The organism is Mycobacterium sp. 852014-50255_SCH5639931 (genome assembly GCF_001665605.1).
Taxonomy (GTDB): Bacteria; Actinomycetota; Actinomycetes; order Mycobacteriales; family Mycobacteriaceae; genus Mycobacterium; species Mycobacterium paraffinicum.
Map to the genome: position 1 here is coordinate 42,656 of NZ_LZSV01000018.1, position 11,053 is coordinate 53,708.

The 11,053-nt window shown below is 69.5% G+C and carries 9 protein-coding genes; 1 reads left to right on the forward strand and 8 read right to left on the reverse strand.

Annotation, left to right across the window (positions count from 1 at the left end; all coding sequences use genetic code 11):
- Positions 1-11 precede the first annotated feature (11 nt).
- A complete protein-coding gene (locus A5758_RS11900) occupies positions 12-1,073 on the forward strand; it encodes a type III polyketide synthase (RefSeq protein ID WP_067740068.1) in 1,062 nt (353 codons plus the stop codon).
- 9 nt (positions 1,074-1,082) lie between these two features.
- On the opposite strand, the gene A5758_RS11905 is transcribed toward A5758_RS11900, so the two are convergent.
- The 8 genes from A5758_RS11905 to A5758_RS11940 all read right to left on the reverse strand — a co-directional run bounded on the left by A5758_RS11905 (position 1,083) and on the right by A5758_RS11940 (position 10,550).
- Complete coding sequence (locus tag A5758_RS11905; protein ID WP_067740070.1) at positions 1,083-2,861, reverse strand: ABC-F family ATP-binding cassette domain-containing protein; 1,779 nt, start codon at positions 2,859-2,861, stop codon at positions 1,083-1,085.
- 19 nt (positions 2,862-2,880) lie between these two features.
- Positions 2,881-3,609 carry a PAS and ANTAR domain-containing protein gene (locus A5758_RS11910; RefSeq protein ID WP_067740072.1) on the reverse strand — a complete coding sequence of 243 codons (729 nt, stop codon included), beginning with the start codon at positions 3,607-3,609 and terminating at the stop codon, positions 2,881-2,883.
- Positions 3,610-3,684: 75 nt separating this feature from the next.
- Positions 3,685-4,791, reverse strand: coding sequence for an enolase C-terminal domain-like protein (locus A5758_RS11915; protein ID WP_067740084.1), 1,107 nt, complete (start codon positions 4,789-4,791; stop codon positions 3,685-3,687).
- Positions 4,788-5,804 (reverse strand): SDR family oxidoreductase, encoded by a 1,017-nt coding sequence (locus tag A5758_RS11920; protein WP_197503920.1) that lies wholly within the window; start codon positions 5,802-5,804, stop codon positions 4,788-4,790. Before A5758_RS11920 ends, A5758_RS11915 begins: the two co-directional genes overlap by 4 nt.
- A gap of 25 nt (positions 5,805-5,829) precedes the next feature.
- Positions 5,830-7,623, reverse strand: a complete 1,794-nt coding sequence (locus A5758_RS11925) for a glycoside hydrolase family 15 protein (RefSeq protein ID WP_067740074.1) — start codon at positions 7,621-7,623, stop codon at positions 5,830-5,832.
- On the reverse strand, positions 7,616-9,319 hold the full coding sequence (locus A5758_RS11930; protein ID WP_067740076.1) for a GMC family oxidoreductase: 1,704 nt from the start codon (positions 9,317-9,319) through the stop codon (positions 7,616-7,618). Before A5758_RS11930 ends, A5758_RS11925 begins: the two co-directional genes overlap by 8 nt.
- Positions 9,319-10,065 carry a gluconate 2-dehydrogenase subunit 3 family protein gene (locus A5758_RS11935; RefSeq protein WP_067740078.1) on the reverse strand — a complete coding sequence of 249 codons (747 nt, stop codon included), beginning with the start codon at positions 10,063-10,065 and terminating at the stop codon, positions 9,319-9,321. Before A5758_RS11935 ends, A5758_RS11930 begins: the two co-directional genes overlap by 1 nt.
- A 5-nt stretch (positions 10,066-10,070) precedes the next feature.
- Positions 10,071-10,550 (reverse strand): hypothetical protein, encoded by a 480-nt coding sequence (locus A5758_RS11940; RefSeq protein ID WP_067210242.1) that lies wholly within the window; start codon positions 10,548-10,550, stop codon positions 10,071-10,073.
- Positions 10,551-11,053: the final 503 nt, after the last annotated feature.

Here is an 11,053-nt window from a genome sequence, read left to right on the forward strand (position 1 = left end):
GAGGGTTGGGCATGAGCTTCATCGCGGGCGTATTCGGAGCGTTGCCGCCGCATCGTTACAGCCAGGCCGAAATCACCGACCAAATCGTCGAATTGCCCGCATTGAAGGAGCACGAAGAGGTCGTTCGGCGGTTGCACGCCGCGGCCAAGGTCAACAGCCGCCACTTGGTCCTGCCGCTGGAGCGATACCCGTCGCTGACCGATTTCGGCGAAGCCAACGAGGTCTTCATCGAACACGCCGTCGAACTCGGCTGCGAAGCGTTGCTGGGCGCGCTGGACGAGGCGGGTCTGCGGCCGCAGGACGTCGACATGATCGCCACCACCACGGTCACCGGCGTTGCCGTGCCGTCGCTCGACGCGCGGATCGCCGGACGGCTCGGGCTGCGGCCGGATGTGCGCCGGATGCCGCTGTTCGGCCTGGGCTGCGCGGCCGGGGCGGCGGGGGTGGGCCAACTGCACGACTACCTGCGCGGCGCCCCGGACGGCGTCGCGGTCCTGGTGTCGGTCGAGCTGTGCTCGCTCACCTTCCCCGCGGTCAAGCCGACCGTCTCGGGTCTGGTGGGAACCGCCATGTTCGGCGATGGGGCCGCCGCCGTGGTCGCCGTCGGCGACCGTCGTGCCGACCGGCTGAGCCCCGGCGGCCCCGACATCGTCGACTCCCGCAGTCGCCTCTACCCCGAATCGCTGCACATCATGGCCTGGAACGTCAGCTCGACCGGGCTGCACCTGGTGATGTCACCCGAGCTGACGAATCTCATCGACCGCCACCTGGCCGGCGACGTGAGCCGGTTCCTGGGTGAGCACGGGCTGACGAACGACGACATCGGCGCCTGGGTGGCGCACCCCGGCGGTCCCAAGGTCATCACCGCGATCGGCAACAGCCTCGGGTTGGCGCCGGACGCTCTCGAGCTGACGTGGCGCTCGCTGGGCGAGATCGCGAACCTGTCGTCGGCCTCGGTGCTGCACATCCTGCGTGACACCATCGCCAAGCCGCCGCCTGGCGGCAGCCCCGGGCTGATGCTCGCGATGGGCCCGGGATTCAGCTCCGAGCTCGTGCTCCTGCGCTGGCGCTGAGCAGACGCCTCACTCCAGCGCCTCGGACAGATTCAGCCAGCGGCTCTCCGTCGCGGCCACCTCGTCTTCCAGCGCGCGCAATTCCTGGGTGAGCCGCGCGATGCCGACGTGGTCCGACTGGTCGTGCTCGGCCAGCTCGTGGTGTTTGTCCGCGATCCGGTCGGCCAGCCGGGCGAGCTGGCGGTCGACGCCGGCCAGCTCCTTCTCCGCCGCCCGCCGCTCGGCTCCCGACATCCCCGCCGGCTCAACCGGAGCGACGGCGGCAGGCGGCGCGGCCGCGGCGACTTCCCGCCGTGCCAGCCTCAGGTACTCGTCGATGCCGCCGGGCAGGTGCCGCAACCGGCCGTCGAGAATGGCGTACTGCTGGTCGGTGATCCGCTCGAGCAGGTAGCGGTCGTGGGAGACGACGATCAGAGTGCCCGGCCAGGAGTCGAGCAGGTCTTCCATGGCGGTGAGCATGTCGGTGTCGACGTCGTTGGTCGGCTCGTCGAGGAGCAACACGTTGGGTTCGGACAGCAGCGTGAGCATCAGCTGCAGCCGCCGTCGCTGGCCGCCCGAGAGTTCCCCGATCCGAGCGGAGAGCTGGCCCTTGCCGAAGCCGAGCCGCTCCAGCAGCTGGGCGGGCGTCACCTCGCGGCCCTCGACCTCGTACCCGCCGGGCAGCCGGCCCAGCACGTCGGCGATGCGGTCGTCGGCGAGCCCGGCCAGGGTGTCACCCTGCTGGTCGAGCACGGCCAGCTGGACGGTCTTGCCGCGCTTGACGCGCCCGGTGTCCGGCTTGATGCTCCCGGCGATCAGTCCGAGCAGCGTCGATTTCCCGGCGCCGTTGGCGCCGACGATGCCGGTGCGTTCGCCCGGGGCGATCCGCCACTCGACGTCGCGCAGCACCGGGTGGCCGCCAAACGCCACCGACACGTCAAGCAGATCGATGACGTCCTTGCCGAGCCGGGCGGTCGCCAGCTTGGCCAGCTCGACGTTGTTCCGCAGCGGCGGCACGTCGGCGATCAGCTGGTTGGCGGCCTCGATGCGGAACTTGGGTTTCGAGGTGCGGGCCGGCGCGCCGCGTCGCAGCCAGGCCAGCTCCTTGCGCATCAGGTTCTGCCGCTTGGCTTCGGTGGCGGCGGCCATCCGGTCACGCTCGACGCGCTGCAGCACGTAGGCCGCGTAACCGCCCTCGAACGGCTCCACGATCCCGTCGTGCACCTCCCACGTCGTGGTGGCGACCTCGTCCAGGAACCAGCGATCGTGCGTAACCAGCAGCAGCCCGCCGGTATTGCGCGCCCAGCGCTGCCGTAGATGTTCCGCGAGCCAGGCGATGCCCTCGATGTCCAGGTGGTTGGTGGGCTCGTCGAGCGCGATGACGTCCCACTCGTCCACCAGCAACCTGGCCAGCTGGACGCGCCGGCGCTGGCCGCCGCTCAGCGTCGATACCGCGGCGTCCCAGCCGATGTCGGAGACCAGCCCGCCGACCACGTCGCGCACCCGCGCGTCGCCGGCCCATTGGTGTTCGGCCGCATCGCCCACCAGCGTCCAGCCCACGGTGTGGTCCGGTTCCAGGGTGTCCGCCTGGCTCAGCGCGCCCACCCGCAAGCCGCTGCGGCGGGTGACGCGGCCGGAATCGGGCTGCAACTGGCCTGTGAGCAACCGCAGCAGGCTGGATTTGCCGTCCCCGTTGCGTCCGACGATGCCAATGCGTGCGCCGTCGTTCACGCCCAGCGTGACCGCTCCGAATACCAACTGGGTCGGGTATTCGAGGTGGATGGCCTCGGCTCCCAATAGGTGTGCCACCGGCCCGACCCTACTGCGGCTATTCGAGGGTCAGCAGCGCCCGGTCGACTTCGCTCTGGGTCTCCGCCGACGCCTTGCTGGCCACCGCGTCCAGGAAGCGGCTGGCGAGATCGCGCAGTTTCAGGTTGGTTTCCTGGGATCGCCAGACCAAGATGTCGAACGCCCGCTCCGCGGAGATGCCATAGGCGGCCATGAGTACGCCCTTCGCCTGCTCGATTCGGGCGCGGGCATCGGCGACCGCCGACAGCACGTTGTTGATATCGGTCTGCAGCGAGTCGGTGACGTCGACATAGAAGCCGGACGTCCCGATCGGGGTGCCGTGGTCGTCGAGCATCCGGTCGCCCGCGACGACGACACAGTGGGTGCGCCCGCCGGTGTCGATGATGCGGTGGCGACTGCTGAACGGCTTGCCCTGCATCACGCGCTCCAAGACGGCGGCGACGCGCTCGCGGTCGTCGGGGTGCTTGTGCTTGAGCAGCAGTTCCGTGGTCGGCTGCACCCGTCCCGGCTTGTACCCGTGCATCCGGGCGACGGCGTCCGACCACTCCCAGCGGTGCCCGTCCAGGAAAAACCGGAACCGGCCGACGCGCTGCGGCTCGCCGAGCCCCAGGACCAGGTCGACCGCGTTGAGGTCTTCTTCCTCGACGACGTCGGACATGAGTTTCTCCGACGCCGGAGCCGCCGACCCGCCATCGGCCGCCCGCCCGTCGCGGCGCCGGACGGTTTCGTCTTCAAAGTTCACGGTCATCGCGCATTGCCCTTCAGATCCGTAACTATGTCCTCCGCATATCAATGCCCACTTTCGGGCGGGTCCATTCATGGATCAGGCTTTTCGATAGGGCTCGGCGTCGGCGCGTTTGAACTCCAGGCCCAGCCCGGGCCGTTCCTGGTCTGGCCGCAACGCCCCACCGTCGGGCGCCAGGGCGCCGTCGAACAGCATGTGTTCGATGCGGTGGTGATCGTGGAAGTACTCCAGGTGCCGCAGATTCGGGATCGCGCTGGCCACGTGGGCGTGCAGGTTGGGGGCGCAGTGGCCGGACACGTCGACGTTGCAGGCGGCGGCCACGGCGGCGGCGCGCAGCCAGTCGGTGATGCCGCCGCAGCGGGTGACGTCGATTTGCAGGCAGTCGACCGCATCCGCGGCGAGCATCCGGTTGAAGTAGGCCAGGTCGTAGCCGTACTCGCCGGCGGTGACGTCCGGGGTGACCTGATCGCGCACCTCCCGCAGCCCGGCCAAGTCGTCGGAGGAGACGGGTTCCTCGAACCATGTGACATCGTGGTCGGCCATCGCGTGGGCCACCCGAATGGCCTGCTTGCGGCGATAGGCGCCGTTGGCGTCCACATACAGTTCGACGTCGGGGCCGATCACCTTGCGCGACAGCGCGATTCGGTCAAGATCACGGCGCTCGTCGGAGCCCCACGACTCGCCGATCTTGATCTTGACGCGCGGGATCTTCCACTCGTCCACCCAGCGTTCGAGTTGGGCGCGGGTGGCGCGCTCGTCATAGGTGGTGAAGCCGCCGCTGCCGTAGATCGGCACCCGGTCGTGCGCCATGCCGAGCAGTCGGCATACCGGTAGGCCCAGGAGTTTGCCCTTGAGGTCCCACAGCGCGGTGTCGACCGCCGAGATCGCGCACGACACCAAGCCCGGCCGTCCGTTGTTGCGCATCGCCCGGACCATCGCCTGCCAACGCCCGGTGATGTCGAGGGCGCTGTGTCCGGTGAGAGTGCCGGCGAGCGGCCCGTTGATCAGCGTGCCGCACGCGCCGGCTGCGTAGGTGTAGCCGATCCCGCGGCGCCCGCCCGCCGCAACCTCGGTCAGCACCAGGGTGGTCGACGACCAGGGCAGAGTGCCGTCGGCTTCCGGTGCGTCGGTGGGGATTTCGTAGACCTGCGCGGTGACCTCGTCGATGCGTGCGTCGAGGCTCATCGCGTCCACCGGCGCGCGGCGAGCCACGCGCCCAGTCCGGCCGCGCCTAGCGCGCTCGTACCACTGACGACAGGGTGCTGCGACGCCCACACCTGCGGGCTCAGCGTGTGGGACTTGTCGTCGAACCCGCCGTGGGCGCCGTGGTCGCTGCCGGGTTCCTCGTCCAGCGGGTGCCAAAGGTTGTGCGGGCGCCCCGGGCTGACGTGCTGCTCGGTCTGCTGCGAGTCATAACCGGTGCGGCCCAGGTAGCGGTCCAGCAGCGGTGCGACGAACTTCTGCGCCAGCAGCGTGACCATGGTGCTGTCGCCGACCCAATATTGTTTGCGCTCCGGATGATCGGCGGCATACACGACGCCGCGGGCGGCGACCTCCGGCTGGTAGATCGGCGGCACGGGTTGGGGATGGCGCGGCAGGCGGGACAGCACCCAGGAGAACTGGGGGGTGTTGACCGCGGGCATCTGGGCCACCGTGATCCGCACCTTGGAGTGTTCGTGCAACAGTTCGCAGCGCACCGATTCAGTGAAACCGTTGATGGCGTGCTTGGCGCCGCAGTAGGCCGATTGCAGCGGGATGGATCGCTGGCTGAGCGCGGAGCCGACCTGCACGATGGTGCCGCGGTCGCGCGGCCGCATCTTCGCCAGCGCCGCCATGGTGCCGTGCACGTATCCGAGGTAGGACACCTCGGTCACGCGTTTGAATTCCTCGGCGCTGATCTCGCTGAACGGCGCGAACACGGAGGTGAACGCGACGTTCACCCAGACGTCGATCGGGCCGAAGGTCGCCTCGGTCTCGTCGGCGGCGGCGACGACGGCCGCGTGGTCGGCGACGTCGGTGGGCAGGGTCAGCGCCTTGCCGCCGCCGGATTCGACGTCGCGGGCCGCGCCGTCCAGCCCGGCGGACCCGCGGGCGAGCAGGGCGACGTTCGCCCCGCGCTGCCCGAACAGTTGGGCGGTGGCCCGGCCGATGCCGGCGCTGGCTCCGGTGACTACGATTGTTTTTGTGGTCGGTGTCATCGCCGAAATCTCCTTCTGCGTTGAATCAGTCATGGTGTACGGCGTCGTCGGCGAGGGTGGCCGTGCATTCCAGCATCAGCGCGTGCGCGAACGCCTGGGGGAGGTTGCCGCGGAGCTGGCGCTGCCGGACGTCGTATTCCTCGCAGAACAGCCCGGGGGGCCCGCAGGCGGCGCGGTTGCGTTCGAACCAGCGCATCGCGCAATGGGTATGTCCCAGTTGATGTTCGGCGAGCGCCATCATGAATCCGCAGAGCAGGAAGGCGCCCTCGGCGTCGCCGAGGTCGCGCTCGTCGTGCCGGAACCGGTACACGAACCCGTCGTGGCTGAGCTGCTTGCGGACGGCGTCCAGCGTGGCCCGGGTGCGCGGGTCGTCGGCGGGCACGGCGCCGCGTACGGGTGGCAGCAGCAGCGACGCGTCAACCCCGGGCAGCCGCGGGCTGCGTTGCCAGTAGCCGCCGTGCGGGTGCAGGCTGCTGGCCGCGGTGTCGGCCAGGATCGCGTCGGCCAGCGAGGCGCAGGCCGCCACCTCGTGGCCGCCGCCGGAAACCTTGGCGATGGCGCGTAGCCCGGCCACGCACGCCAGGCGGGACTGCGTCCAGTGCTCGTCATCGATCTCCCAGATGCCGGCATCCGCTTCGCGCCAGCGCTTTTCGATCGCGCCGATGGCGGTCTGCGCGGCGCGCCAGCCCTCGGCGTCGAGCCGGTCGGCGTTGCCCGCCCAGGCCAGCAGCTGCAGCGCCTCGCCGAATACGTCGAGCTGGAATTGCTGGTTGACCCAGTTGCCCACCTTGTCGGTGCCCCCGGGGTAGCCGGGCAGGTCGAGCGTCTCCTCGCCGGGCACGCTGTCGCCCGTGACGGTGTAGGCCGGCTTGAGGTCGGGGCCGTCTTCGAGCAACCGGGCCCCGACGAATTCGACCGCGCGGTCGAGCAACTCGGTCGCCCCGACGGTCGCCGCGGCGATGCCTGCGTAGACCTGATCCCGGATCCACGCGTAGCGGTAGTCGTAGTTCTGGTTGGTGTGCGCGCGTTCGGGCAGGCTCATCGTGGCGGCGGCCACCATGCCGCCGCCGCTACTGGTCAGCCCGCGCAGCACCGCGTAGGAGTGACGCCCGTCGCGGGGCGCGATGGTGCAGTTCAGCTCGGGAATGCTGCGACGCCAGGCGGCTTCCGTTGCGTCCCAGGCGATGTCGGCGTCGGGTGGTTGGTCGGGCAGGGTGCGCTCGGAGAGCTCCAGCGCGAAATCGTGCTGGTCGCCCTCGTCGACGGTGATCTCACACGTGAGCAGCTCCCCGCGGCCGCGCGCCGCCTTCACCGATCGCACGTCGCAGCCGCCCAGCCAGCGCCACCGCAACCGCCCCGACTTCCCGCTCCATGCCCCGCCGTCGACGCGCATGTCGCCGGGACCGTGCCGGCCGAACTCGGCGCTCGGCTGCAGCACCACTCGCACCCGCGCGGTCCCGCGGCAGCCGACGAGTCGGCGCAGCAGCACCACCCGGTCGGGATCGCCCGGGAACGCCAGCGCCTCACGGCATTCCACGATGCCGTCGCGGGTGATCCAGCGATTGCGCCAGATCATGCTGCCCGGCTCGTAATAGCCGCCCCACACATGCCGCACGTCGGTCGGCGTGATCGCGTAGACGCCGCCACCACCGATGAGATTCGAGAACACGCCGTCGGAATCCCAGCGCGGCGCACACATCCACGCGACGTCGCCCTGCGGCCCGATCAGGGCGCCCCGCTCGCCGTCCGCGAGCAGGGCGTACTCGCGTAACACCCGCGGCGAGAAGGCCGCCTCGATGTCGATCGCGCGGTCAGCCACGGACCCCCGCCTTCGATGGCCGCCTCGCCGGGGCGGTGCTGTCGATCTTTCCGGTCGCCATCCGTTCGGCGAGCCGGGAGGCCAGCGCCATGATCGTCAATGCCGGGTTCGCCGAGCCCTGCGTCGGACACACCGAGCCGTCGGCCAGAAACAGGTTCGGCACGCCCCACACCCGGTGATCAGAGTCGACCACCGAGTTGTCCGGGCGGGTGCCCATCCGGGCGCCGCCGATCAGGTGGGCGAACCGCTCGATGGTGAGCACGTCCTGGGCGTCGGCGGCGTGCAGGATGTCGCCGATCACTTTGGTGGAGTAGGCCATGTTGGCCTTGTCGTTGTCGCACAGCGTGTAATCGAACCGGGCCACCGGGATGCCGTAGGGGTCCCTCTCCTCGGCGAGAGTGACCCGGTTCTCGGGCAGCGGCAACAGCTCGTTGAGCACGCCGACGGTCGCCCAGTGGTTGTAGTCGCGCATGTATTCGCGCAACGCCCGGCCCCAATGCCCGTCGGCCAGAACGTGTTCGGCCCAGCCGATCGGCAGCGGCGAAACGGTCTGGATGGAGAAGCCGCGGGCGAACCCGCGCGAGGAGTCGGTTTCGTAGAACTGCTCCGAGGACACCTCCGGGGGAGGGGCCTTGTACATCCGCACCTCGTCCGACCACCGGCCCGCGGACTGCGTGGCGCCCTGCACCATCACGTAGCGACCCACCTGGTCGTCGTCGTTGCCCAGCCCGTTCGGGAAGCGTTCGCTCACCGAGTTCAGCAGCAGGCGCGGCGTTTCGATGGAATACCCGGCGATCGCGACGACCTTGGCCCGCTGCAACCGCTCGGTGCCGCCGGCCTCGTCGTAGTAGACCACCCCGCGCGCGGAGCCGGCCTCGTCGAGCTCGACGCGGGCGGCCATGCAGTTGGCGCGGATCTCCACGGCGTGGGCCAAGGCATCGGGCAGGTGCGTTACGTACGGGCTGGCCTTGGCGTTGACCTTGCAGCCCTGCAGGCAATAGCCGCGGTAGATGCAGTGCGGGCGGTTACCGAAGGTGCCGTTGACGATGCCGACGGGGCCGACCCGCATCTCGATGCCGAGCTGCATCGCCCCCCGCCACAGTTTGGCCGCGGCACCCGAAATCGGGTGCGGGGAAAAGGAATACCGATGCGGGTAGCCCCAGGGCCAGTTCTGCCCGGCCACCGGCAACTCGAGCTCGATCCGCTCGTAGTGGGGGCGGACGTCTTCGTAGCGGATCGGCCAGTCCGCCCCGACCCCGTCGAGGGTGTAGGTGTGGAAGTCGCTGGGATGAAACCGCGGCGTGTAGCCGGCGTAGTGCACCATCGAGCCGCCGACCCCTCGCCCGGAGTTGTTCTTGCCCAGCTCGATCGGGTCGTCGCCGCCGATGATGCGCTTCTGCGTCCAGTACAGGGAGTGCGAACCCGCCTCGTCGGAGACCCAATCCTCGTCGGGGTGCCAGAACGGGCCCGCCTCGAGGATCACCACCCGCCAGCCGGCCCGTGCCAGCCGTTGCGCGAGCACGGATCCGCCGGCGCCGGCGCCGACGACCACCAGGTCGACCTCGTCGTCGTCGCCGTAGCGCTGCATGGTCTTTTCGCCGGGCAGGTCGCGCGAATGCACGTCGAGCAGGAAACGGGATTCGTTGTCCTTCGGCCCGATCGCTCCCCTGAGGAGGCCGCGGAGTCGGTCGCCCATCACAACTCTCCCCGTTGGACTACGCGGACCGGGTCCTCGTCGGTGGCGCCGGGGGTCTCGAACGGTTCGCGCGCGGCGGCGGGACCGGTGGCACCGCCGAGGCGCATGAACCCGCGCGGGTAGGCCGGTCCGCCGAACCCGATCTCGTTCCACGCCCACGGGTGGGAGTAGAACCCGGACAACGTCATTCGCATGCACACCGACCACGCGCGTTTGACGTTGAGGCGCTCCCAGGTCCCGCCCTCCAAGGCTCCCTGCGAGAACTGGTCGATGATCGCCTCCCGGGTGTCGGGTTCGGCGTCGGCGAACGATGCGCTCCCGTACCGGGCGGACGCCGTCTCGTCGAGCGCGAGCAGCACCAGCCGCCACGTGTCGCGGTCGTCGGGCATGTCGGCGTACTGGTAGCCGTCGAGCCGGCCGTCGGCGAGCTTGGAATCGACCGACTCGGGCACCGGCACTCGCGGCTCGCGGTCCTGAGCCAGCACCGTGTCGCAGAACGCGCGCAGGCACGGTTCCTCCTCCGCGGTGAAGAACCGCAGCGGGCCGGGCGGTTCCAGCCGGGCCAGCACCACCTTCTTGGTGGCTTCGTCCCACGTGTCGGTCGTTTCGAGCACGTCGTAATCCGGGTAGCGGCCGATCATTTGGGGCGTGACACCACGGCGTTGCTTGGGCAGCCAGGACGGGTGCGGCGGTTTGCGATCCGCGCGCAGGTTGGGCAGGTGGTCGGGGCGCGAGGTGTCGGCCATCGCGCTCAGCCCCGGAACCGCTCGCGGCGCAGGATCGAGGCCAGCAGGCCCATCCCCCCGACCATGCACATCAACCCGGGCGCCGCGATCGGCGGACCCATGGGCACGTTGTAGGACGCGTTCTTCCATCCGCCCGGCTTGCGTGCGACCCCGCGGGCATGCAGGTATTCGCCCATCAGGCCGTTGGCGGTGTAGATGCCCGCGGTGATCGGCAGCCAGAGTTTGGCCCAGCGCCGCGAGAACACCCCGCCGATACCGGCGACCACCACCGGTGGTGTCACCACGATCGGGCTCCACATCCACTTGTTACCGAAGCTGGCCTTGTAGTGCTCGAAATAGATTTCCGCCGTCGTGACGAGGGCCGCGATGGCCGTCAGCCCGGACAGCGAGCGCTCGAAGCGACCGTGCGCGACGTCGTACAGCGCCCGCTCGGCGAGCTGTTGGGCCTCGCCCGTGCGCCGTCCTGTGTTGCCTAACAACAACATTTGGTTTCCCTTCCTAGCTCGTTGATTCGCCCGCGTTACTGGCTCGGTTCCGCGCACTGATCGACGCGGACATACCAGAGCTATTGCGAGGCAAGCACTGTCGGAATTTCGGCCATGGGACCCGCGCGCAGAAGAAGTCTGCGGCCGTCTTGCCCATGCGTCACCTCACTTCTGAAACGAAACACGCTCAGGTAGCCACCGCGCGATGAAGGCTCGCGATGACTGCCCAGAGAACTGGTAAGCGCCCAGCTGTGTGTTTCAACCGAGGTGGTCTCGACGGCGCGTCGTGACCGAAGCGCATTCGGTGCGTACCCGGTTTGGGTCGGCGCAAACCGTCCAGGTGGACGGCTGATCAGCGGCGCCTCGCCGCCGTCGCGGGCTTGTCGGACCCTCGGCCTAGTATCGAATGTATGTTCGAGTACGCGCTGGCGTCGCGGTCTACCCCGGAGTCTTGGGTGTTGTTGGCTCGGGTGCGCGAGGCGGGGCGTGCGGAGGCGCGGGCG

Excerpts from the sequence above, each read along its gene's own strand:
- A5758_RS11900 (WP_067740068.1), top strand. The coding sequence starts at position 12 with ATGAGCTTCATCGCGGGCGTATTCGGAGCGTTGCCGCCGCATCGTTAC.
- A5758_RS11910 (WP_067740072.1), bottom strand. The coding sequence starts at position 3,609 with ATGACCGTGAACTTTGAAGACGAAACCGTCCGGCGCCGCGACGGGCGG.
- A5758_RS11915 (WP_067740084.1), bottom strand. The coding sequence starts at position 4,791 with ATGAGCCTCGACGCACGCATCGACGAGGTCACCGCGCAGGTCTACGAA.
- A5758_RS11920 (WP_197503920.1), bottom strand. The coding sequence starts at position 5,804 with ATGACACCGACCACAAAAACAATCGTAGTCACCGGAGCCAGCGCCGGC.
- A5758_RS11930 (WP_067740076.1), bottom strand. The coding sequence starts at position 9,319 with ATGGGCGACCGACTCCGCGGCCTCCTCAGGGGAGCGATCGGGCCGAAG.
- A5758_RS11935 (WP_067740078.1), bottom strand. The coding sequence starts at position 10,065 with ATGGCCGACACCTCGCGCCCCGACCACCTGCCCAACCTGCGCGCGGAT.
- A5758_RS11940 (WP_067210242.1), bottom strand. The coding sequence starts at position 10,550 with ATGTTGTTGTTAGGCAACACAGGACGGCGCACGGGCGAGGCCCAACAG.